Origin of the sequence: Bradyrhizobium sp. ma5, assembly GCF_042258955.1 — a bacterium.
Classification (GTDB): Bacteria; Pseudomonadota; Alphaproteobacteria; order Rhizobiales; family Xanthobacteraceae; genus Bradyrhizobium.
In genome coordinates, this window is the sequence record NZ_CP170156.1 from 621,134 (window position 1) to 644,185 (window position 23,052).

The 23,052-nt window shown below is 64.6% G+C and carries 23 protein-coding genes; 11 read left to right on the forward strand and 12 right to left on the reverse strand.

Annotated features, from left to right (window positions below):
- Positions 1-35 precede the first annotated feature (35 nt).
- The 6 genes from ACE103_RS02855 to ACE103_RS02880 all read right to left on the reverse strand — a co-directional run bounded on the left by ACE103_RS02855 (position 36) and on the right by ACE103_RS02880 (position 7,580).
- Positions 36-1,532 (reverse strand): sugar ABC transporter ATP-binding protein, encoded by a 1,497-nt coding sequence (locus tag ACE103_RS02855; protein WP_223974776.1) that lies wholly within the window; start codon positions 1,530-1,532, stop codon positions 36-38.
- Positions 1,529-2,626, reverse strand: coding sequence for a hypothetical protein (locus tag ACE103_RS02860; RefSeq protein WP_375778255.1), 1,098 nt, complete (start codon positions 2,624-2,626; stop codon positions 1,529-1,531). The genes ACE103_RS02855 and ACE103_RS02860 overlap by 4 nt, the downstream gene beginning before the upstream one ends.
- The gene (locus ACE103_RS02865; protein ID WP_375778256.1) at positions 2,623-4,746 is read right to left on the reverse strand and encodes an ABC transporter permease; all 2,124 of its coding nucleotides are present in this window, start codon (positions 4,744-4,746) and stop codon (positions 2,623-2,625) included. Before ACE103_RS02865 ends, ACE103_RS02860 begins: the two co-directional genes overlap by 4 nt.
- A gap of 76 nt (positions 4,747-4,822) precedes the next feature.
- A complete protein-coding gene (locus tag ACE103_RS02870; RefSeq protein ID WP_223974780.1) occupies positions 4,823-5,839 on the reverse strand; it encodes a sugar ABC transporter substrate-binding protein in 1,017 nt (338 codons plus the stop codon).
- Between the two features lie 41 nt (positions 5,840-5,880).
- Positions 5,881-6,852 (reverse strand): ABC transporter permease, encoded by a 972-nt coding sequence (locus ACE103_RS02875; RefSeq protein ID WP_375778257.1) that lies wholly within the window; start codon positions 6,850-6,852, stop codon positions 5,881-5,883.
- Between the two features lie 20 nt (positions 6,853-6,872).
- On the reverse strand, positions 6,873-7,580 hold the full coding sequence (locus ACE103_RS02880; RefSeq protein WP_375780991.1) for a TetR/AcrR family transcriptional regulator: 708 nt from the start codon (positions 7,578-7,580) through the stop codon (positions 6,873-6,875).
- 387 nt (positions 7,581-7,967) lie between these two features.
- Between ACE103_RS02880 and ACE103_RS02885 the strand changes: the two genes are divergently transcribed.
- Complete coding sequence (locus ACE103_RS02885; protein ID WP_375778258.1) at positions 7,968-8,144, forward strand: hypothetical protein; 177 nt, start codon at positions 7,968-7,970, stop codon at positions 8,142-8,144.
- Between the two features lie 46 nt (positions 8,145-8,190).
- Here ACE103_RS02885 and ACE103_RS02890 read toward each other — a convergent pair whose 3' ends face one another.
- Entirely contained in the window at positions 8,191-9,231 is a 1,041-nt protein-coding gene (locus ACE103_RS02890; RefSeq protein ID WP_375778259.1) for an AraC family transcriptional regulator, read from the reverse strand.
- Between the two features lie 425 nt (positions 9,232-9,656).
- Between ACE103_RS02890 and ACE103_RS02895 the strand changes: the two genes are divergently transcribed.
- The 6 genes from ACE103_RS02895 to ACE103_RS02920 all read left to right on the forward strand — a co-directional run bounded on the left by ACE103_RS02895 (position 9,657) and on the right by ACE103_RS02920 (position 16,230).
- Positions 9,657-11,309 carry a fatty acid--CoA ligase gene (locus tag ACE103_RS02895; protein WP_375778260.1) on the forward strand — a complete coding sequence of 551 codons (1,653 nt, stop codon included), beginning with the start codon at positions 9,657-9,659 and terminating at the stop codon, positions 11,307-11,309.
- Between the two features lie 41 nt (positions 11,310-11,350).
- Positions 11,351-11,827: a MaoC family dehydratase gene (locus ACE103_RS02900; RefSeq protein ID WP_375778261.1), complete on the forward strand. Its 477-nt coding sequence runs from the start codon at positions 11,351-11,353 to the stop codon at positions 11,825-11,827.
- Positions 11,824-13,527: an alpha/beta fold hydrolase gene (locus ACE103_RS02905; protein WP_375778262.1), complete on the forward strand. Its 1,704-nt coding sequence runs from the start codon at positions 11,824-11,826 to the stop codon at positions 13,525-13,527. Before ACE103_RS02900 ends, ACE103_RS02905 begins: the two co-directional genes overlap by 4 nt.
- Complete coding sequence (gene phaZ, locus ACE103_RS02910; RefSeq protein ID WP_375778263.1) at positions 13,520-14,470, forward strand: poly(3-hydroxyalkanoate) depolymerase; 951 nt, start codon at positions 13,520-13,522, stop codon at positions 14,468-14,470. The genes ACE103_RS02905 and phaZ overlap by 8 nt, the downstream gene beginning before the upstream one ends.
- A 23-nt stretch (positions 14,471-14,493) precedes the next feature.
- A complete protein-coding gene (locus ACE103_RS02915) occupies positions 14,494-14,922 on the forward strand; it encodes a phasin family protein (RefSeq protein WP_223974793.1) in 429 nt (142 codons plus the stop codon).
- A 90-nt stretch (positions 14,923-15,012) separates the two neighbouring features.
- Positions 15,013-16,230, forward strand: coding sequence for an acyl-CoA dehydrogenase family protein (locus tag ACE103_RS02920; protein WP_375778264.1), 1,218 nt, complete (start codon positions 15,013-15,015; stop codon positions 16,228-16,230).
- Positions 16,231-16,256: 26 nt separating this feature from the next.
- On the opposite strand, the gene ACE103_RS02925 is transcribed toward ACE103_RS02920, so the two are convergent.
- Genes ACE103_RS02925 through ACE103_RS02940 form a run of 4 tightly spaced genes read right to left on the reverse strand, consistent with a single transcriptional unit; the run spans position 16,257 to position 18,874 of the window.
- Complete coding sequence (locus ACE103_RS02925) at positions 16,257-17,492, reverse strand: MFS transporter (protein WP_375778265.1); 1,236 nt, start codon at positions 17,490-17,492, stop codon at positions 16,257-16,259.
- On the reverse strand, positions 17,489-17,818 hold the full coding sequence (locus ACE103_RS02930; protein ID WP_223974799.1) for a hypothetical protein: 330 nt from the start codon (positions 17,816-17,818) through the stop codon (positions 17,489-17,491). The genes ACE103_RS02925 and ACE103_RS02930 overlap by 4 nt, the downstream gene beginning before the upstream one ends.
- Positions 17,805-18,380: an isochorismatase family protein gene (locus ACE103_RS02935; protein ID WP_375778266.1), complete on the reverse strand. Its 576-nt coding sequence runs from the start codon at positions 18,378-18,380 to the stop codon at positions 17,805-17,807. Before ACE103_RS02935 ends, ACE103_RS02930 begins: the two co-directional genes overlap by 14 nt.
- A gap of 41 nt (positions 18,381-18,421) precedes the next feature.
- Positions 18,422-18,874, reverse strand: a complete 453-nt coding sequence (locus ACE103_RS02940; protein WP_375778267.1) for a MarR family winged helix-turn-helix transcriptional regulator — start codon at positions 18,872-18,874, stop codon at positions 18,422-18,424.
- Between the two features lie 242 nt (positions 18,875-19,116).
- Here ACE103_RS02940 and ACE103_RS02945 point away from each other — a divergent pair, with 242 nt between their 5' ends.
- On the forward strand, positions 19,117-20,070 hold the full coding sequence (locus ACE103_RS02945; protein ID WP_223974805.1) for an alginate lyase family protein: 954 nt from the start codon (positions 19,117-19,119) through the stop codon (positions 20,068-20,070).
- Between the two features lie 38 nt (positions 20,071-20,108).
- Here the strand turns inward: ACE103_RS02945 and ACE103_RS02950 are convergent, their stop codons facing one another.
- Entirely contained in the window at positions 20,109-20,414 is a 306-nt protein-coding gene (locus ACE103_RS02950) for a hypothetical protein (protein ID WP_375778268.1), read from the reverse strand.
- Positions 20,415-20,662: 248 nt separating this feature from the next.
- Here ACE103_RS02950 and ACE103_RS02955 point away from each other — a divergent pair, with 248 nt between their 5' ends.
- The 3 genes from ACE103_RS02955 to ACE103_RS02965 all read left to right on the forward strand — a co-directional run bounded on the left by ACE103_RS02955 (position 20,663) and on the right by ACE103_RS02965 (position 23,052).
- Complete coding sequence (locus ACE103_RS02955) at positions 20,663-21,733, forward strand: sensor histidine kinase (protein ID WP_375778269.1); 1,071 nt, start codon at positions 20,663-20,665, stop codon at positions 21,731-21,733.
- Positions 21,734-21,873: 140 nt separating this feature from the next.
- A complete protein-coding gene (locus ACE103_RS02960) occupies positions 21,874-22,530 on the forward strand; it encodes a response regulator transcription factor (RefSeq protein ID WP_176534057.1) in 657 nt (218 codons plus the stop codon).
- A 159-nt stretch (positions 22,531-22,689) separates the two neighbouring features.
- A complete protein-coding gene (locus tag ACE103_RS02965; protein WP_375778270.1) occupies positions 22,690-23,052 on the forward strand; it encodes a hypothetical protein in 363 nt (120 codons plus the stop codon).

The window sequence follows — 23,052 nt, forward strand, 5'->3', positions numbered from 1 at the left end:
GGCCAGCAGGTCACGACGCATCTCTCTTGCGTCCATCAATGGATCGCCGCGTACATGATCTTCTCCTCGGTGGCCTCGACCGCGGAGAATTCCTCGACCACCTTGCCCTGGCGCGAGACCAGGATGCGGTCGGAGAGGGCCATGATCTCGGGCAGATAGGATGAGATCACCACCACCGCCTTGCCCTCATCGGCAAGCTGGTTGATCAACTCGTGGATTTCGACAATGGCGCCGACGTCGACGCCGCGGGTCGGCTCGTCGAAGATGATCAGCTCGGGCTCCTGCACCAGCGATTTGGCGATCACCACTTTCTGCTGGTTGCCGCCCGAAAGCTCGACCACTTTGGCCTCGTCGCCGATGGCGCGAACCTTGAGCCGCTGGGTCCAGGTCTTGCCCACCGTGTTGGTCTCGCGCCGCGACAACATCATCCGGCCGGCGGGAAACTTCGAGAGCAGGCCGAGATAGATGTTGCGGGCGATCGAGGCGGTCTCGAAGAAGCCCTCGACCTTGCGATCCTCGGTCACATAGGCGATGCCGGCCTTCACCGCCGGCGCCGGAACCCGATAGCGCACCGGCTTGTCATGCAGCAGGATCTCGCCGCCATGGAAGAAGTCCCGCTTCAGCACACCGGATACGATCTTGAAGGTTTCGGTGCGGCCCGCGCCGACCAGGCCGAACACGCCGGTGATCTGCCCGGCAAACACCGACAGCGAATTGTTCTTCACCATCGGCGCCATCTTGAGGTTCTGCACCGTGAGCACGCGCGCGCCGGCGGGCCGCACGCTGGACTTCCTGGCGCCGTACAGCGTGTTGGAGAGGTCGCGCCCGACCATCGCCTGCACGATCGCGGCGCGATCGAATTTCGCCGCATCGTCGGTGACGACGTGCTTGCCGTCGCGCAGCACGGTGATCCGGTCGGCGAGCAGCAAGGCCTCTTCCAGCGCGTGCGAGATGAAGATGATGGAGACGCCGCGCTTCTTGAGGTCGCGGACGAGGTCGAAGAAATACTTCTTTTCTTCCGGCGTCAGTGACGCGGTCGGCTCGTCGAAGATGATGACCTTGGCCTTGTGCAGGACCGCGCGCGCGATCTCCACCATCTGCTTCTTGGCGGCGCCGAGCCCGCTCACGGTCGCGGTCGGCGTCACGTCGAAATTCAGCGACTGCAGGAATTGCTGGGCGGCGATGTAGATGCCGCGCAGCCGGTTGTAGAACTTTTCCTGCCCGAGAAACAGGTTCTGCGCCACGGTCATGGTCGGCACCAGGCTGTTCTCCTGGAACACCATGGCGATGCCAAGATTGCGGGCCTCGAGCGGCGTGCGCGGCGCGACGTCAGAGCCGTCGACCGTCATGCTGCCCGAGGTCAAGGTCACGACGCCGGCCATCACCTTGGTCAGGGTCGACTTGCCGGCGCCGTTCTCGCCGACCAGTGCGTGGATCTCGCCGCGGCGCAGCTCGAAGTCGACGCCCTCGATGGCGGGCACGCCGGCGTAGAGCTTGGTGGCCTTGCGCAGGGACAGCACGGTGTCGCTCATGAGCCTGTCTCCTCGGCAAGCCCGGCGAGGGGCAGTTTCAGCACGCGGCCGGGTCCCTTGGCGATCAGCACGAGGTCGCTGCCCAGCTCGAGTGCCGCGACGACGCCGTGATTGATGCCGTCGACCCGGCTGTGCAGCGAATAGAGCGGCTTGCCGTCTTCGCCCAGCCGGATCACGAGGCCGTAGGATCGCGGCGGCGCCCACGGCTTGATCACGCCCATGGTCTTGATGTGCGCGCCCTGCATCGGCTCCTTGAACGAGAAGCCCGAGCGCAGCCGCGGCGCCACCCAATAGGCCGGGTCGATCTCCGCCATCATGCGGCGGCGGTAGCCTGGCTCGCGCAGCACGAATTCGATCAGCTGGGTGCGTGCGGTGAACGCCGTGAGCCAATAGCCGCCGCCTGCGGCCTTCGACAATCGCGACGGATAGACCGGCAGGTGGCCGAGCACGATCTGCGGCGGCCTGCCATCCGCAACAAGCACGAGACGATGTCGCCAGCTCTCGCTGACCAGCACGCCATCGCCTCGCGCGCAGGCGCCGAAGGCGTAGCCGAGCTTCGAGACCAGCGGCTTCACCGATCGGGTCCTGGGATCGAGCCGGAACACGCGGCCGCTCCGGTTGAGCTCCATCAGGTCGCGCGCCCAATCGTCGACGCCGCAGCTTGTCGAGCCGTCGGTCGCGATCAAGGCTCCGTCGTCTGCCGGCGTCAGCGCGTTGATCGCATTGAAGTCGGCGTCGCTGAACGTCACACTTGGCTCGCCTGCCGAAGGATTGGCATAGAGGCGGACCTCGCGGCCGCCGAGCGCGACCGCGATACCGCCGTCGCCGAGCGCACACAGCGCCGAGATCGGCTGCTCGAAGCTGCGCAGCTCGGTCGCGATGCTGCCGTCGAGCCGCAGCAGGCGCCGGCTGTCGGCGACATAGAGGTTGCGGCCGTCGGTTGCGAGATCCTCGAGCGCCTCGCACTCCAGCAAGGTGGTCGCGGCCTCCAGTTTCTGGTTCGGCTTGAGCGCGCCGTCGAACGACGGCACGGTGATGGTGGCCTCGCCGCGGCCGAGGAAGCGGTTGGCGAATTCTCTGACGGCCGCGATCACGACGCTTTCCCCCAGCGCTTGTCATACTGCACGTAGTTCGGGTCGGCATTGTCGAGCTTGTAGCGGCCGATCCGGTTGTTCATGATGCCGCCGAGATAGAGGTAGCCGCGATGCTCGCGCATCGAGGTGATCATCGGGTGGTTCTCGCCGCGCAGGTCCCAGAACGATTCGAGGATCTTGCCCTGCTCGTTGAACTTGACGACGCAGCCGGTGTTGATGTTCGGGAACAGCCATTCGTCGACCGGGACGCGCTTGGCCATGCGGCGGCGGAAGCCGGGCATCTTCCAGGCGAGGTCGAGCGAGGGGCTGCGCATGCCGACCAGCGCCAGCCAGTAATTGCCGTCGGAGGCGAGGTTGATGTTGTCGGGATAGCCCGGCAGATTGTCCATCACCACCTCGACCTGGCCCTTCTTCGGTCCCGCGAACCACAGCCGCTTGATCGAGCAGCCGAAGGTTTCGGCGAACAGGATCGACTGGCCGTCGCTCGCGACACAGATGCCGTTGGGGAATTTGAGGCCGCGCAGCGCCGTATGGGTGGCGCCGGTCTTGGTGTCGTAGCAGATGATGCGGCCGTTGCCGCGCGCCTCGAGGCCGTCGATCGGCCATTCGTCCATCTCGTAGCGCACGGTGGCTTCGGAGAAGAAGATCAGTCCGTCGTCGGTGATGTCGAGGTCGTCGGCGAGCCGCAAACGGCTGTCGTCATTCACCGAATGCATGCTGCGGTTGGTCTCGTCGGTCACCTTCTCCACTGTGCCGTCGGGCGTGATCCGGTACAGGCCCATGCCGCCGATGCAGACATAGAGATTGTCCTGCCGGTCGAACGCCATGCCGAGCGGCTGACCGCCGATATGGGCGAACACCTCCATCCGCTGATAGTCGGGCGCGAAGAAACGCATGATGTCGCCATGGCGCGAGCCGGCGTAGAGATTGTTGTTGCGATCGAGGATCACGTCCTCCGGCGCCTCGATGCGGCCGAGGCCGATCAATTCGACGTCGCGCAGCTTGTCGTTCTGCTCGAACGGGCCGCCCTGGCCGATCTCGGTGGCCGGGGGCGGCGGCAACGCGTGATAGGTCGGCGCGACATAGACCTTGCTGATGATGCGGGTGCGGTTCTTCTGCCAGCGGATGTCGACCATCGCGGCGAGCAGCAGGATGCCTGCGAGCGCCATGCGGTTGATGCCGCCGCGCGCATTGAGCGTGGTGAGGCCGTTGGTGATCAGGAGCACGATCAGCACGCCGACGAGCGATTTGGCGACCGAGCCCTTGCCGCCGCCGAGCGTGATGCCGCCGAGCACGGTCGCGGTCAGCACGATCACCTCGAGGCCGACGCCGATGTCGCCGCCGACGGTGCCGAGCCTCGCCGCGAAGAACAGCGCGGCGATGCTGGTCAGCACGCCGCTCGCGACGTAACAGAGCGCGATGGTGCGGCGAACCGGAATGCCGGAATTGTAGGCCGAACGGCGCGACCCGCCGATCGCGGTAATGTGCCAGCCCGGGCGCAGCCGGGTCATGAAGATATGCCCGAAGATCGCGATCGCGATGTAGACCAGCGCGACGCTCGGAATGCCGAACACGTCGCCGCCGCCGATGAAATTCCAGGACGGGATGTCGGGAAAGGCCGCGGCGATCGAATTGGAGTAGCGCTGGATCAGCAGGTCGAATGCCGAACGGTAGATGATCAAGGTGATCAGCGTGGTGATGAAGGCGCGCAGCCTCAAATATCCGATCAGGACGCCGTTGACGGCGCCGAGCAGCGCGCCGCAGGCGAGGGTGGCGACCACCACCGCCGGCACCGGCCAGTTCAGCACGTCGAGCAGATAGAGCGCGCAGAAGTCCGTCAGCGCGAAGATCGAGCCGACCGACAGATCGATGCCGCCGACGATGACGACCAGCGCCATGCCGAGCCCGATGAAGCCGATCTCGCCGGCCTGCCGCGCGGTGTCGGCAAGGCTCGCCGGCGACAGGAAATGATCGATGGAGCGGCTGAGCGCGAAGCCGACGATCAAGAGCAGGATCACCGGAATGGCGGTCTCGGTCCAACGCTTGGACAGGATCTCGCCGAGGAGATGATCCGGCCAGTAGCGGTAACGCAGGCTCGTCAAGGTATCGCGCATCGGCATTCCAGCAAGGCGTTCGATTTGGGAGATGAACGTCCCGGGCGGGATGCGCCCGGGACGTCCGGCGGGAATGGCCGGGCTATTTCTTCAGGTCACTGAGATTCCAGCACGAAGTCTGGCTGTCCGCGTTCTCCTTGGTGATCGGAATCAGGGTGGTGTATTCCGAACCCTTGATCGAACCGGCCTTGGCGCCGGACGACAGCAGCCATTTGATGGTGCCAGCCATCTGCGCGGCCTGGGTCGGCACGTCGTAGCTCAGGTTGAGGTCGAAGGCGCCGGACTTGACGAGCTCGCAGGCGCCCTTGCGCTCGCCGCCGCCGGAGGTGGCGACGAACACCTTGCCGGTCAGACCGGCTTCCTTCACCGCGGCCGCGGTGCCGATGTCCATGCCGTCCCAGAAGCCGACGATGCCGCAGAGATCGGGATTCTGCTTCAGCACCGTCTGGGTGATCGCCTTGGCCTTTGCCGCATCCCAGTCGGCGGCCTGGCTCGAGACCACCTTGATCTCCGGGTGCTTGGCGAGCACGTTCTCGACACCCTTGAGCGTGTAGGCGCTGGCGGCGGCCGACAGCGCGCCCTGCACGATGGCGATCTTGTTCGACTTGCCCTGGCAGGCCTTGACCACGGCCTCAGTGTCCTTCTCGCCGATCTCGATCCAGTTGGCACCGACGAAGGCCGACGAGCGATAGGCCGATCCCATGTTGATCTGGATGACGTAGATGCCTTCGTTCTCGGCGCGCTGCAGCAGCTTGGCGTAGGTCTGCACGTCCGGATTGTGGATCACCATCACGGCCGGCTTCTCCGAGATCAGCGAGGTCACCGCCTGCGCGCCGGCATTGGTGTTCCAGTTGGGATCGCGGATCTCGAACTTGACGCCGAGGGGCTCGAGCTCCTTCTTCATTCCGGCGTACCAGCCTTCGGTGAGGTCGAAGTTCATGGCGACCGGAACGTAGGCCACCGTCTTGCCGGCAAGGGCCTCCTTGAACGGCTTCTGGAACGGCTCGTCGAGGCCCTGCTGGGCCAGAGCCGGGGCGGCGATGGCCGCGAGCCCGAGCGCTGCGGCGATCACCTTGGCAGTCCTGACAGCGTATTTCATTGCTTCCTCCTTGGTGGTGATTGATCGTTCTTTGACTTGGTTCAGATGTCGCCCTGCTGTGCGGTTTCTTCGTTGCGCGGATTCAGGAATGAATCCGTGATGACGGCGAGCAGCAGGACGACGCCCTTGACGAGGTTTTGTCCGGCATAGGAGATGTCCATGATGGTCATGCCGTTCAGCATGGTGCCGATCAGCAGCGTTCCGATGATGACGTTGAGCACGCCGCCGCGACCGCCCGACAGGCCGATGCCGCCGAGCACGACGACGAGAATGACGTCGTAGATCAGCGTCGAATTGAAGACCCGGGTCGGCATCGAGTTGACCGACGCCGCCATCACCAGGCCCGCAAAGCAGCCGATCAGGGCCGCGACGACATACTGCAGCACAATGATCGGCCGCGAGGGGATGCCGGTGACGCGGGCCGCATAGGGATTGTCGCCGATCGCGTAGATATAGGCGCCCCAGCGCGTCTGGCGCAGCAGGAAGGCGACCACCACGCAGGCGATCGCAAACATCACGATCGATGTCGGGACACCGAGGATGGTGCCTTGTCCGAGTCGCTCGAAGCCCTGCATGCCGTCGCTCCACTGCACGACGTCGAGTTGAAACAGCGCGGCCTGTCCGAGGCCGGCGAGCAACAGGCCGGTCGCCAGCGTCGCAAACAGCGAAGGGACCTCGGCGTAGGCGATCAGCCAGCCATTGACCAGGCCGAACGCGATCGTGAGCAGCACGGCCGTCAGCAGCGAGGCCGGCAGCGAGTGGCCGTTCTGCACCATCTGCAGCACGAGTCCCGGAGGCACCGCGAGCGCTGCGATCAGCGAGATGTCGATGCCGCGCCCGATCACGACCAGCGCCATGGCTAGCCCGAGGATGCCGAGCACCGCCACGTTCTGCAGCAGCGTCAGCATGTTCTCCGGCGTCAGAAAGCCGCGCAGGAAAATCGAGAATGCCAGGAACAGCACGGCGAATACGGCGAAGACGATCTCCTGTTGATTGAATCGAAATCGCTTCATTGCCTCGTCCTTCCTTTCGGCTATGGGTGCGCCGTCTGCCTGGATCTCGTGCGGGAGCCGGTCGCGACGCGGCCGGGCCGCGTCCTGCCGGCGACCGCGGCGTCGACAAAGGCGCCGACGGCGCTGATGTAGGCCTCAATCGAGGTGCCGCGTCGGCGGTACTTCGCGCGCTTGACGTACCAGTCCTGCAGCAGCGGCTTGATCAGCGAGGCCGCCAGCGTGACCTGGTCGATGGCGAACGCCCCGCTGGCGACGCCTTGTTTGAGGACGTCGGCGATGATCTTCTCGGTCATCACCTCCATCTCGATGGCGCGCTGGCGCTCTGCGGGCGGAAACGATTTCGCTTCCATGAAGGAGAACACGAACCAGGGCTGCATCGCCTCGCTCATGCGAACGTGGGTGGCGATGATCCAGTGCAGGTGCTTGCGCGCATCCTGCTTCACGCTGGCGGGCGGCGCGGTGAGGACTTCCGCCGCCGTTTCGGCGACTTCGCCGAGGATCATCGACAGCAGCGTCGGCTTGCTGTCGAAGTAAGTATAGAGGCCGCCCATGCTGAGACCAGAGGCCTCCGCGAGCTGGCGCAGCGTGGTGGCGTGAAAGCCGTGCTTGTTGGAAAGCGTGAGCGTGGCGCCGATGATGCGCGTGAGGTTTGGAACGGCGAGATGCGGCTTCTGGACCCGGATGGAATCCCGATGACGTTCGAGGATGCGTGCGCAAAGCACGTCCATCGCGAACGCATTCGTCCCCGGCCGCTGACGCGCGAGACCCACGTTGCCTCCCTGGCTATGTCCCCGGACCATTTCATTTGATTGCCGGTCCGGGCCGGGCTTTACGCCCTTGCTCAATTCCTAGCCCACGAACTGCCGTTCGGAAAAGGGGGATGATCAATTTTTCTGAGAGAGCGCTCGCTCGTTTTTTGGCGCGCACCGTGTCGCTTGCCTTGAGCCCCGCGCCGCTCCGGCGCGGTTCGGGAACTTTCGCGCTGAAAGGTCAGCACAAATTCGCGATGCTCTGGTCGACCGACATGCCAGTTGGACGGCCGTCACATTTCCGACGGCGGGTGTGTGAGAAACTGAGCATCGTAACGGTTTGCTGATTCCATGCGAAAATCTGACGTGACGTGCCCCCATTGCCAGGCCGGCTATCGCCGGATCGAATTGACGTCGAGGGGCGGCATCCCCGGCGAGTTTCGATGCCTGGTGTGTGACCAACTGATCGAGCTGATGGACGGTTCGACCGATGTCGCCTTTCGGCTGACCGTGCAGTCGGGCAAGACATCCTACGCTTACTAGCGCGCGCGTCCGCGCAACCGAGGCGGCGAGCGGTCATGGCATGCAATCATTCGCCGCGGATGTCGCTCGGGGCCCTGTTGGTCCAGCGGTGAAACGCGCGCCGGAAGTTTGCCGCATCGCTGAAGCCGAGCGCCAATGCGATATCGTCATTGGCCAGCGTCGTGTTGCGGAGATATTTCAGCGCAATCTGGGTCCGCAGCTCGTCGTGCAGCCCTCGGAAGGAAAAGCCCTGCTGACGAAGCTGGCGCCGCAGCGACCGGTCGTTCATGCCGAGCTGCTTGGCGATCGCTTCGAAGGTCGGGGGATTGGCGATATCGCGAAGCAGGATGGCGCGGATTTTTCCGGCGACGCCGGTCCGCAATCTCAAATCACCAAGTAAGTTGTCGCAGAGGGCGACGATGGTCGGATAGGTCGTCCTGTTGCCGAGATCCGCGCTCCGGTCCAGCAACTGCGCCTTGAAGACGATCTGGTTGGCCGGTTGATCAAAGCGCACCGGGCACCCGACATGATCGAGCGGAAGCTCGAAGTCCTTTGCCTGCGGATAGGCGAGCGTGACTTCGGAGGGAGCGAAGCTTGGTCCCATGATATCGCGCATCAACGAAATGTGGATGCCGATCTGCATCTCGGCGACGAACCGGTAAAGAGCGTAATCGGCATGTGCGTGCAGATTGGGCTCGATGGTCCATCGCGCATGGGCCTTGTCCTCGGTGAATTCGATCGTCGCCAGCGGCGCGGCGAGCGCGTGGTAGCGCATCGCGAATTCCATGGCCTTGCGAAAGTCCGGGCAGCACAGCAGCGCATAGCCGTACATTCCGTAAGTCGAGATGTGGATCGATGCGCCGATGCGATAGGGCAGGTGACGGTCGGTCGACAGGCGCAGCGCGTTTTGACAGACCGTCATCAGCTGCGTCAGCGAGATCCGCGCCTGCGGCGAGTGGACATCTGCCAGCGGAATGCGGGTGTCGCGCAGGATGGCGTCGGCCGGGACGCCGGCGCCCGCCAGCATGTCGAAGACAGCGCCAAGCTTGGTGGTCTCGTAGACCTTGTCGCCGGTGCCGACGCTCAGGATGTCGTTGCGGGAGCCCACAGGCCTCTTCAGTCGCGTGGTTGGTTGCAAAGTGAACCAGCCTTTCCTTCAGTCCGGAAGCCGTGCGCCGCAAACCTAGCCCGAGTAGATTTCCGTTCACGAGCCCTTGGAACATAGCCGGTTCGCGCCAAAACCCAAGACTCGTCAATGGGTCTCCCTTGTTGCGAAGCAACAAAGCGAGTGCGGAAACGCAGACTGCGACGAGGGCGGCAGAACACCGGTTGCCGTCGACGACGGCACTCTGTCCGGTTCAGACCCCGCTCCTGTCCGTTTCGGACCTTCACAAATCTCGGGCGCCACGCGACGCTTCGTCCTAATGTCACACGGTCAGACCGTCGTGATGCTGCACGGCAGACCACACGATCCGCTCGCTTAGAACTGCGGACGCAACGGTCGGAGGACATGCCAGGTCGAGGGAGGCTTCCATGGTCGGAAGGCTGATTCAGACTGCCCAATCCGCCTATCACTATCCGCTCATCTTCAAGCAGCTATGGCATACGCCGAGCGTGCAGGCGCCGGACCAGGAGATCGTCTATCGCGATCTCAAGCGTCAGAGCTATCGACAGACCAGGGAACGGATCGGCCGCCTCGCCTCGGCGCTCAGCAAGGCCGGCGTCGAGCCCGGCGACACCGTCGGCGTGCTCGAATGGGACAGCCATCGCTTCCTCGAAGCCTTCTTCGCGATCCCGATGATGGGGGCCGTGCTGCAGACGGTGAACGTCCGCCTGTCGCCGGAGCAGATCGCCTACACGATCGATCACGCCGGCGCGTCGACGCTGCTGGTCAATGAAGAGTTCATCGGATTGCTTGAAGGCATCAAGGCGCAGTTGCCGAAGGTCAAGCGGATGATCGTGATGTCGGACAAGCCGTCGCCGCAGACCGGCAATCTGTCCTTCATCGGCGAGTATGAGAGCCTGCTTGCCGCAGCCTCGCCGGACTACGACTTTCCCGATTTCGACGAGAACACCCAGGCCACCACCTTCTACACGACCGGCACCACCGGTCTGCCCAAGGGCGTCTATTACAGCCACCGCCAGCTGGTGCTGCACACGATCGCAGGGCTTGCGCTGTTCGGCATGGCCGGCTCGCAGGGCCGCTTCTCGCGCGACGACGTCTACATGCCGATCACGCCGATGTTCCACGTTCACGCCTGGGGCTTTCCGTGGTCGGCGACGCTGGCCGGTACCAAGCAGGTCTATCCCGGCCGCTACGAGCCGGCGATGCTGGTCAAGCTGATCAAGAGCGAAGGCGTCACCTTCACGCACGGCGTGCCCACCATCCTGCAGATGCTGCTCAACGCCACCGCTGCGGCCAAGGTCGATCTCCACGGCCTCAAGATGGTGATCGGCGGCTCCGCGCTGCCGAAGGCGCTGGCCAAGCAGGCGATGGAGGCCGGCATCGACATCTTCGCGGGGTACGGCATGTCGGAAACCGGCCCGCTTGCCGCGGTGTCCCATGTCCAATCCAGGGATCTCAGCGGCGATCCTGACGGCGAGGTCGAATTCCGCACCCGTGCCGGCATGGCCGGCCCGCTGGTCGATCTGCGCATCGTCGATCCCGACATGAAGGACGTGCCGCTTGACGGCAAGTCCGCCGGCGAGATCGTGCTGCGGGCGCCGTGGCTCACTCAGGGCTACTTCAACAATCCCGAAGGTTCGGAGCAGCTCTGGGAGGGCGGCTATCTGCACACCAGCGATATCGCCGTGGTCAGCCCGGGCGGCTACGTCCAGATCACCGACCGGATCAAGGATGTGATCAAGACCGGCGGCGAATGGGTCTCCTCGCTGCAGATCGAGGATCTGATCTCGCAATGTGCCGGTGTGGCCGAGGCCGCGGTGATCGGCGTCAAGGACGAGAAATGGGGCGAGCGGCCGCTCGCGCTGGTGGTCAAGAAGCCGTCCGGTGCCGACGGCCTCAGCGACGACGCCATCAAGGACCATCTCAAGGTGTTCGCCGACAAGGGCGTCATCTCGAAATACGGCATCCCCGGCAAGATCCTGTTCATCGACAGCATCCCCAAGACCAGCGTCGGCAAGATCAACAAGAAGGAGCTGCGCGAGCTGTACGGCGACATGTGACGGCTCAATACAGCCGGGAACGGATCGAGGAGGACGACATCATGAGCAACCTCACTTTGGCTGGCCTCGGCGAGCACGTCGGCAAAGAGCTCGGACTTTCCGATTGGGTCGCGATCGATCAGCAGCGTATCGACAATTTTGCGTCCTGCACCGGCGACCATCAATGGATCCACGTCGATGTCGAACGCGCGAGACGGGAGAGTCCGTTCCGCGGTCCGATCGCACATGGCTATCTGACGCTCGCGATGGTGGCGCCGCTGGCGATGCAGGTCGGCATCATCCCGCGCGACGCCGCCGCCGGGTTGAACTACGGGGTCGACAAGGTGCGCTTCCTGGCGCCGGTGCCATCAGGCGCGCGGGTGCGGCTGCGGGTGGTGCTGTCCGGCATCGAGCCGAGGGACGGTGGCCAGGTGATCATGAAAACCCTGAACACGCTGGAGGTTGAAGGATCGGAGAAGCCCGCGCTGATCGCCGAAACGCTGGCGCTTCTGATTCCCGCAGCGGGAGCCAAGCAATGAGCACGGAAAATCGCAGCTCGGATTCCCTGGCGTCCGACATGTCCGAGGCGGCGTCCAGGAACACGTTGGCGCTCAATCCACTGGTCGGCATCCAGGGGCAGGACCTCGTCGAGGGCGCCGGCATCCTGTTCAAGGCCGTCATCAACGAGCCGAAAGTCGCGACCGAGCAGTGGTTGTCGTTCGTCGGCGAGCTCGGCTCGATCGCAGCCGGCAAGTCCGAGCGCGCGCCGAAGGCCGCCGACAAGCGGTTTGCCGATCCGACCTGGAAGGAGAGCTCGCTGCACTCCGGCCTGCTCAAGGCCTATCTGGCGTGGGGCGAGGCGGTCAACGGCCTGGTCGACAAGACCAGCCTCAGCGACATCGACAAGCAGCGCGCGCATCTGATCACGGATATCCTGATCGATGCGGTCGCGCCGACCAACACCATGCTCACCAACCCGGCAGCAGTCCGCAAGTTCATCGACACAGGCGGGCAAAGCCTGTGGAGCGGCCTGAAGAACTACATCGGCGATCTGACGCAGAACCGCGGCATGCCGTCGATGGTGGACATGAACGCGTTCAAGGTCGGCGAGAATCTTGCGACCACGCCGGGCGCGGTGATCTTCCGCAACGAGCTGATCGAGTTGATCCAGTACACCCCGACGACGCCGAAAGTCAGGAAGCGGCCGCTTCTGATCACGCCGCCGCAGATCAACAAGTACTACGCGCTCGATCTGTCGCCGGACAAGAGCATGGTGCGCTTCCTGCTCGAAAGCGGCTTCCAGGTCTTTGCCGTGAGCTGGCGCAACCCGACCGCGGCGCATCGCGAATGGGGACTGGATACCTATGTCGCGGCGCTCGACGAGGCGGTCGACGCGGCGCGCGAGATTTCCGGCAGCGCAGATATCTCGATGATGGGATCCTGCTCCGGCGGCATTACCTCGATCGCCTATTTCGCGACGCTCGGCAGCGCAATCGAGAAGAAGATTAAGAACCTGGTGCTGGCGGTCTGCCTGCTCGATCCCAACTCGGCCGAGGAGAGCACATTCGGCTGCCTGATGACGCCGGAGACCATGCGCGCGGCCAAGGCGTCCTCGCAGCTGCGCGGCATCGTCGATGGCCACGATTTGGCGCGGATGTTCGCCTGGATGCGACCCAACGACCTGATCTGGAACTACTGGGTCAACAACTATCTGCTCGGCAACCAGCCGCCGGCGTTCGACATTCTGTACTGGAACGCCGATACGACGCGCCTGCCGGCGGCGCTGCACGGCGATTATCTCGATCTCTATTTCTCCAACCCGTTCGTCAACGCCGGCAAGCTGACGCTCAACGACAAGACCATCGACATGAGCAAGGTCAAGGCCGACAGCTACGTCGTCGCCGGGGTGACCGACCACATCACGCCGTGGAAGGGCGTCTACAAGACCGCGCAGATCATGGGCGAGGGCACCACCTTCGTGCTGTCGAACAGCGGGCACCTGCAGAGCCTGCTCAATCCGCCGAGCAATCCGAAGGCGTCGTTCATGATCGGGCCGATCTCCAAGGACAAGCCCGACGCGTTCATGGCCTCGGCCGAGAAGCGCAAGGGCAGCTGGTGGCTCGACTGGCGCGACTGGCTGCAGGCGCGCTCAGGCGACGAGGTGGCGGCGCCTGCCTCGCTCGGCAGCGCACGCTATCCATCCCTTGGCGCGGCACCCGGGACCTACGTCTTTGACTGACGATCTCACCAGCGCTGACGAGGCTCGGCCGGCGGCGGTTGCGCAGCGCGGCGCGATCGAGACGCGGCAGATCACGGTCGACGGCCAGTCGCTTCAGGTCGCGATCCGGCACGGCGACGGCAGCGGGCCGCCGCTCTTGCTGTTCAACGGGATCGGAGCCAATTGGGAGCTGGCGAGGCCGTTCCTCGATGCGCTCACCGGCACGTCCGCCATTATCTTCGACGTGCCCGGCGTCGGCGGATCGCCGAGGCCGGCGTGGCCCTATCGTCCGTCGACCTTGGCGCGGCTTGCCGCTGGGCTCGTTGCGGAGCTGGGCTATGCCGAGGTCGATGTCGCCGGCGTGTCCTGGGGCGGTGGCATCGCGCAGCAATTCGCGCATCAGTTTCCGAAGCGCTGCCGCCGCCTGGTGCTTGCCGCGACCGCGCCCGGTTTCACCATGGTGCCGGCGAGTCCGTCGGTGCTGTGGAAGATGGCGACGCCGCGCCGCTATACTGACAAGGGCTACATGAAGACGATTGCCGCCGACATCTACGGCGGGGCGTTTCGCGACGATCCGTCATTGATCGGCCGGCACGCGGCCGCGATGCACGGCGCGCGCAGCATGGGTTACTTCTATCAGCTGCTCGCAATGACCGGCTGGACCAGCCTGCCCTGGCTGTGGTCGCTGCCGCAGCCGACGTTGATCCTGATGGGCAGCGACGATCCGCTGGTCCCTCCGGTCAACGGTCAGATCATGGCGAGCCTGATCCCGAACGCCGAGCTGCGCCTGATCGACGACGGACACCTGTTCATGGTGACGCGGCCAAAGGAAACCGCCGGCCTGATCGAGGCGTTTCTGGCTGACGAGAGCCGTCAGGCCGCGTCGTCATCGGTGCTCGCGCGAACGACGAGTTACTTCAGGGATCTCGTTCCAACGTCCGGAGGCGGACGGCAGAAGCCTTAAACACAGCAACCAGGGAGGATATCGTGACCGACAATACCTCTTACATCGACATGCTGCGCAAGTTCGGCAGTGATCTCGGTCTGCCGAAGCTGAACGTGGACGAATTGCTGCAGGCGCAGAAGAAGAACCTCGAGGCGCTCGGCCAGAGCGCGAAGGTTGCGGCCCAGGGCGCGCAATCGGTGGCGCAGAAGCAGCGCGAGGTGATCGAGGCGGGCTTGCGCGAGGCCTCGACCTTGGCGCGCGAGTACAAGCCGCTCGGCAAGATTCATGAGAACCTCGCTCTGCAAACCGAATTTGCGCGCAAGGTGTTCGATATCGCGGTCAAGGGCGCGCAGGACAGCGCGTCGACGGCGCGGCAGTCGACCACGGACGCGGTGAAGATCATCCAGGACCGGATGAAGGAGAATTTTGAGGAGTTCCGCGCGAGCGTCCGCCCGAACAAGTCAACCTGACGTCACGGCGAGACGAATCCCGGCAGGGCGTCGGTTCTGCCGGGAGCGCGGGATAAAGGTGAGGCATCGCCGTGCATCAGGGAGGACATCATGGCTAACGCACACGCGACACGGCCGGCCAAGCCGGATTACGCGCCGCCGCCGATCAACGGCGACTTCTACGGCATTGCCAGCGTCCTCGACGACAAGGAGCGCGCGCTGGTGCAGCGCGTGCGCGCATTCACCGAGCGCGTCGTCGCGCCCGTGATCGAGGAGTTCTGGAGCCGCGACGAATTTCCGTTCGCGATCATTCCTGACATGGCCGAAATCGGCATCGGCGGTGTCGGCTACCAGGGTTACGGCGCAGCCGGCGGCAGCTGGCTGCTGAACGGCTTTGTCGCGATGGAGCTGGCGCGGGTCGATTCCTCGGTCGCGACCTTCTGGGGCGTGCACACCGGGCTCTCGGCGGGCTCTATCTATCTGTGCGGCGATGAAGACCAGAAGCAGCGCTGGCTGCCGGCGATGATGCGCTTCGAGAAGATCGGCTCGTTTGGCCTGACGGAGCCATTGGTCGGCTCGGCGACGTCGGGCGGGATGCTGACCATCTGCCGGCGCGAGGGTGACGTCTGGATCCTCAACGGCCAGAAGAAGTGGATCGGCAACGCCACCTTCGCCGATATCAACGTGATCTGGGCGCGCGAGGAGGGCTCCAACCAGGTCAAGGGCTTTGTCGTAGGTAAGGACAATCCCGGTTTCTCGGTCGAGAAGATCAAGACCAAGATGGCGCTGCGCGTGGTGCAGAACGGCCTGATCACCTTGAAGGACTGCCGCGTCCCCGAGGCGGACCGGCTGCAGAACGCCAACTCCTTCAAGGACACCGCCAAGGTGCTGCGCATGACCCGCACCGGGGTGGCGTGGTTCGCCGTCGGCTGCGCGATGGGCGCCTATGAGCACGCGCTGCGTTATGCGACCGAGCGGCAGCAGTTCGGCAGGCCGATCGGCGGCTTCCAGCTGGTGCAGGATCTGCTAGTCCGGATGCTCGGCAACGTCACCGCGACCCAGGCGATGATGCTGCGGCTCGGACAGATGCAGGACGAGGGCGTGATGCTGGACGAGCACGCCTCGCTGGCGAAAGCGTTCTGCACCGTCAAATGCCGCGAGACGGTCGGCTATGCGCGCGAGCTGCTTGGCGGCAACGGCATCCTGCTCGAGAACCATATCGGCCGCTTCGTCGCTGATGCCGAGGCAATCTATTCCTACGAGGGCACCCGTGAGATGAACACCCTGATCGTCGGCAAGTCGATCACGGGATTGAGCGCCTTCGTCTGAGCCGCGGCGCAGTTGCGCTGCCGCTGTCATTCCGCCGGCGGCAGGCTACCATGGCCGGCTCCGGCGGTTGTCCGCGGCAGCATGCCGAGGGCGACGATCGCGGCGGCACAGCCGGCGGCAGCGCCGACGCCGAGTGCCCAGCGCGGGCCGAGGTGATCGGCGACCCAGCCGACGATCGGGGCGCCGATCGGCGTGCCGCCCAGCGCCACGCCGAGCCGCAGCGCCATCACGCGCCCGCGCATCGCAGGCTCGGTCGCGAGCTGCATCAGCGCGTTCGAGGTGTTGGCGACGGTCAGCGCGGCGACGCCGATCACGACCAGCGCGGCAGCAAACAGCCAATAGTTCGGCGCCAACGCGGCGAGCGTGCAGCCGAGGCCGAAGATCGCTGATCCCAGCATCAGGGAAGAGGACCGCGGCTGCTCGCGGCTCGCGGCGAGCAGCGCGCCCGACATCGTGCCGAGCGCCATCACCGACGACAGCAGGCCGAAGCCACGCGCATCGGTGTGGAACACGCCGACCGCCATGGTGGAAATGAAGATCGGAAAGTTCAGTCCGAAGGTCCCGATCAGGAACAGCATGATCAAGGTCGCCCGAAGGTCTGGGCGGGACCACACATAATGGAACCCCTGCATGACGCTGCCCTTGGTGGGATGCGCCCGCGCGTTCGGGCGCAGCTCGGAGCTGCGCAGCAGGGTCAGCGAGGTCAGCACCGCGAGGAACGAGGCGCCGTTGAACAGGAACGCCCAGCCGGTGCCGACGGAGGCGATGATCAGGCCGGCGACGGCGGGGCCGATCATGCGCGCGGCATTGAACGAGGTCGAATTCAGCGCGATCGCATTCGACAGGTTGGTGTCGCTGACCAGCTCGGCGACGAAGGTCTGGCGCACCGGCGCGTCGAGCGCTGCCGCGCAGCCGAACAGGAAGGCGAATACATAGACGTGCCACAGTTGCACCAGTCCGGTGACGGTGAGAATTCCAAGTGCCAGCGCGAGTGCGCCCATCGTCGCCTGGGTCGCAATCAGCAGCTTGCGCTGGTTGAAATGATCGGCCGCAAAGCCGCTCCACGGCATCAACAGCAACTGCGGGCCGAATTGCAGCGCCATCACGATGCCGACGGCGGATGCGCTATGTTGTGTGAGCTGGGTGAGAACGAGCCAGTCCTGGGCGGCGCGCTGCATCCAGGTGCCGATGTTGGACACCAGCGCGCCGGCCGCCCAGACCCGGTAGTTGAAGCTCGCGAGTGATCGAAAGACGCGTCTCATGTTCGCTGAGGATCATTCCCGCCGTGAAACCGTCCGAACCGCCGCGCCAGCATCAGGCCGATCAAGAGGCCGCCGAGGCCAAGCGCTGCAACGTCGCTTGTCGTTCTCAAGCCGAAGTCGCCGACGCGGCAAACCAGTAGATATCCGACCGCGAGGTTGAAGAAGCCCCACACGATGTTGACGGTCGATGACGACAGGCCTTCGCCCGGCGGCTTTGCGAACGGGCTCTGGAACGGTTCGCCCATCATGCCGGCGACGACGTGCGGAATCGCGTTGGTGAGGAAGGCGCCGCCGAAGAAATAGGCGACGAGGTCAAGCCAATTCATGCGCGTTGGTCCTTTCAAGCAGATCGATGATCGCCTGCGTCGAGCCGGTTTCGCCGAGCCGCGGGAACACCTGTTCGATGCTGTAGTCATGCGCGTTCGGCCGTGCATCGGTCATGGCGTCGACCGCGAGCGTGACGTTGAAGCCGGCCTCATAGGCCTGCCGCGCCGTCGATTCGACGCCGGTGCCGGTCGCAACGCCGGCGACCACGACATGTGTGACGCCGCGGGCGCGCAGCTGCTTCTCGAGATCGGTGCTGGCGAACGCGCCCCATGTTCGCTTGGTCACGACGATGTCGCCCGGCTGCCGGTCGAGCTCCGGAATCAGGTCGGTCCAGCCGTCGGGAAATTGTCCATTGTGGCGCGGCCGCTCGGTTCGTCCCGGCGCCGTGCCGTCGACATTGACCAGCACGATCGGCAGTCCACGCCGCCGAAACGCATCGATGAGGGTGCAGGCGCGGGCCACGACGTCTGCGAACGGATGCACGAACGGCGCGCCGACGAGCCCCGATTGCAGATCGACGACAATGAGGGCGGTGATCGGATCGAGCGTCGTCAGAGCCATCATCGTCTCCTGTTCTCGCAATTGGCGCGGCGCGGCCGGCATCAATCCGCGACCAACCGCTTCAGCAAGCCGACGGCGGCGGCGAGTTCATCCTGTTCCCGCGCCGACAGCCGCGCGGCGATGGTGCGCGACAGCCAGTCCTGCCGCGCGGCGCGGCCGGTGCGCAGCCGCTCGCGGCAGCTGTCGGTGAGCGACATGATGGTCTGGCGGCCGTCGTCCGGATCGGGCGCGCCGCGGACCAGGCCCGCGACTTCGAGCGCCGATATTGCCGAGCTCATCGACTGCGGACGCATGCCTTCCGACCGCGCCAGGCTGGACACGGTCGCGGGGCCGTCCTTTTCGAGGCGCAGCAGCACCGCGACCTGGGACGGCGGAAGATCCTCACGCTGGCCCTGCTCGCGCAGCCGGCGCTTCAGCGTTCCGATCAACAGGCGAAGGTCTTCGGCGAGCGCGGATGTGCGCGCCGAGCCGGTACGGGCCGCTGCATTGTTCATGTCGGTCATAGTGGCATATATGAAGGTAAACTGTAAAGATTAGCTTCGCAGATTACCTTCATATTCCCGTGATCGTCAGTGCTGTGGTCTGACGATGCTGCAAAATCTGAACCGCGCCTGAACCCGGCTCCGGAGTGAATCACATTAGATTTTGTTGTCTTCGTGCGCGCGGTTGTCGATGACTGCGCTTGCGCTCACAACGTGGCGTATCGTCCCCGCGGTGGCTCGCGGAGTTGTTTGGAATGAAGTTTGATGTTCGTTTCACGGCGATCGGCGTGTCGATCGTCCTCGCTTGCCTGGCGCAGCCGGCAGCGGCCCGGACCTGTGAGGCGCCACCGGCGCTGACATCGGTCGATCCTCCCGGCTTCTACCAGAACGCAAGCGGTTACGCGGACGCCATCAAGCCGCTGCATGCGTTCATTGCGCAGGTCAACAAGGCCGCCGATGAACGCGACCTCGATTGCGTGATGGACTTGCTCGCAGACTGGGCGAGCGGAAGTGCGCTGCTGACGATCGGGGCGAACTATCAGGGCGATTTCGAGCGCTCCTGGGCCGGGACCGATTTCGCGCTGGCGTTGCTGCGTTTCCCCAACGCGTCCATCAAAGCCGACCATCGATTCCCGCAAATCAAGCCGTGGCTGATCCGCATCGCCGAGGAAACGCGCGATGCCGATCGCATCAACCACCTCGGCAACAATCTGGTCTATTGGGCCGGGCTCGATCTGATGTCGATCGGCACCCTGACGGATCGGGGCGATCTGGTCGACGCCGGCATATCCCGGGCGCGCCAGGGCATCAGGGACATCGGGGCGCACGGCGAATTGGAGCGCGAGTTGAAGCGCGGCGAGCGCGCGCTGCACTACCACAACTTTGCGCTGACCCCGCTGGTGTTCTGCGCCGAACTCGCAAGCCGCCGGAAGATCGACCTTTATGCGGAGAACAAGGGAGCGATCCGTCGGCTCGCCGACCTGATCGTTCGCGCGGTGCAGGACGAGCGCAGCTTCGCCGCTCTCACCAACGTTCCGCAGCAGCTCTTCCCCTGGACGTTCCAGGGAGACCTTGCCTGGATGGAGCCGTATTACGCCCGGTTTCACGATCCGCGCTTGCCGCCAATTCTCAGCTCGAGAAGGCCTTTGAATAATCCGAGGCTCGGCGGCAACGTGACGGCAAGCTGGGGCGCGCCCCTGCCGGACTAGGCGTCGGCCGGAGATGCGCAGTATCCCGATGACGCGCGCTATTCGCTCTCGCTGGTCGCCTGCGCCGCGTACATGTCCCGTGCGCGCCGGGTCACGGCCGCGTAGCGCGCGGTCGCGCTGAGGCTCATCAGGCCGGCGCGCACCAGTCCGAGAATGGCGCGGCGCGAGTGGAACGGCCCGGTCTTGCTCGCGGCATATCCGCGCGGGTAGAGCTGCAGGCGGCCCGCGAGCGCTTCCTGCAACGCCAGCTTCTGAGTCGCGCTCAGGCGCCGGCGCCGCGCAGGCTTTTCCGCTTCCGCCAACATGAGCTCGATACCCAACGATTTCCGTGGCGCGGCCTTCATTGTCAGCTCACATTTCGGCCGACAGGCGCGACCTTCCGCGAGGCCCGGCGACCGGCCGGCATCGCCATGGACGCCGGCATGTGGCACATCATGGCTTGCGCTGTTACTCATGCGTAAGACAGAACCGCATTTCGAGCGGCAGCGGCATCTGACGAAAGTCAGGACCAGTTGTGACGAAAGTCATATTCGTTTGCGGCCGCTGCGGGCTTACGCCAGAGTGGGCTGCTCGCTGAGTTGATGGGCAACGCATGATCGATCTGAGCGCGGATTTGCTTGCGGCCGCAGGAGCCGACGTCATCGGTCTCGCCGTCATCGGTGCCGACCGAAGCATGCAGCGGAAGATCGGGCGGCTGGTCGAATGGCTTCCCGCAATCGGCGTCGATTGTTGCGAGTGCATGCTGCTGGTCGGCATGGAAGCCGAGCTGGCGGCGCTGGCTCGCGGCCAGCGGGACATGATCGCACTGGCCGGTGTCCGCGGTGCCTCGCCCGGCATCGCGCAGCCGATGACGGCGGTGGTGCTGTGGAATGGTGCGCAGTCGCATTACTTCGTCATCGCCATGCCGGACTTCGCGGGACGTCAGGTCGAAACGCTGCTCGGCAGCGAGCGCCGGGCCCGCCGGCTGATGGAGCAGCAGCTCGAGGCGGCGAGCGCCGAAGTGCGTTTTGCCTCGCTGGCGCGGACGCGGCTGCGGCTGGCGCGCGACCTGCACGATACGCTGGTGCATTCGATCGTGGCGCTACTGACCCAGATCCGGCTGATCAGGCATTACCTTTCGGCCGACCCCGCGCGCGTAGCGGACAGCCTTGCAACAGCCGAAGACGCCGCAGCGAGCGGCCTCTCGCGCGCCCGCGAGGCCATCGATCGCCTGCGCACGCCCGACGATTTGAAGCTCGATCCCGATGTCGAGGGACTGCTCAGCGACTTCGCCGCGCGCAGCGGCGTCAGGGTGTCGATCCAGATCGACGAGGAGGCGCGTCCCGGCTTGCGCGATTGCGGCTTGACGGTTCAGCGCATCCTCAGCGAGGCATTGCGCAATGTTCAGGCCCATGCGAAGGCACGCCGTGTCTCGTTTCACGCCTTCGAAGCGCCGGCCGCAGTCGGCCGAAAGCTCGTCGTCGAGATCCGCGACGACGGCCGCGGCTTCGATCTCGCGGTGCCTACTCCCGGACATTTCGGATTGATCGGGATGGCCGAATTTGCTGAACTCGTCGGCGGAAGCTGCGCGGTGGAGAGCGCGCCCGGACAGGGTACGCTGGTCCGGATATCGCTCCCCGTGGCGGTGCCGCCGGCAGCGTCTGCCGGCCTGCTGGCCGATTGATGTCGTTGCCGCCTATTCAGCGCGTTTTCGAGCGAAGTGGATGCCGGTTCGCGTTAAGAAAACGCGACCAACAGAGGACAAGAGCATGATCCGGTTCAAGCGGATCATGCTCGGGACCTTCGAGAGGATGACTGAAGCCCGTGAGCATAATTGAGAAGGTGCGGGTGCTGATCGCCGAGGATCAGACCCTGATCAGGGAAGGTATCGCCACACTGCTTGCCCAGCAGAACGACGATTTCGAGATCCTTCCCGGTGCGTCCGACGGCGAGCAGGCCATCGAATTCGCACGGCGCTATCGGCCGGACGTCATCCTGATGGACCTGCAGATGCCGCGTGTCGACGGCATCGCGGCAACCCAACGGATTCTGCGCGAGTTGCCGCAGACCCATATCGTGGTGCTGACGACGTTCGAGACCAACGATCTGATCTTCGAGGCGGTCAGCGCCGGCGCCAAGGCGTATCTCCTGAAGGACGCCAGGATGGAGGAGATCGCATCGACCATCCGCGCGGTGATCAACGGCCAGTCCGGGCTGTCGCCCAGCGTCGCCGCGCGTATCCTCGACGAGTTCAAGCGGCTGCGCGGCCCGCGCGTCTCGGCGAAACTGCCGGTTCGCGACGGGCTGACGGCGCGGGAGAATGAAATTCTCACACTGATCGTCGAGGGCAAGAGCAATACCGAGATCGGTGAACGGCTGCATTTGGCCGAGGGCACGGTGAAGAACTATGTCAGCACCATCCTGGAGAAATGCCAGGTCAAGAACCGTACGGAACTGGCAATAAAGGCAATAACTTACTAGAAATAACTGCCCCCAACCGCACACCACGCGGTTGATCTGGCTGAGATTGCTCGCCTTTCTCTGTGCCGCGCCGACAAAATTGGCTATAGGTTTGTTTCGGATTTGCTTTTTGACATGGCAGGTCCGGATTGCGCGGCTTTGACTAAACAGGGAATGACCATGAAGGGTATCGAGCGCCAGACCAAGGATAGCGATGGACTGGCAAACGCGGCGGCCGGCAACGGCGCGGATTCGGCGGCGCCCAGCATGGCGGCGATCGATCAGGTCCGCGATCTCCTGTTCGGCGGCGCGCAACGCTCGATTGAGACCAATCTGTCGGGTCTGCGCGAGGAGATGCAGGCATCGCTGAAGCAGATGCAGGCGGACTTCAACAACGAGCTCACCGCGCTGCAGGCGCGGCTCTCCGACCTCGAACGCGATACCGAGCAGAAGCGCCTCGACTCGCTGAAGGATGTCGGTGCGGCGATCACCCAGCTCGGCGCTGCCATCAGCGGATTGGGATCCGGCCGCACGGGCAAATAG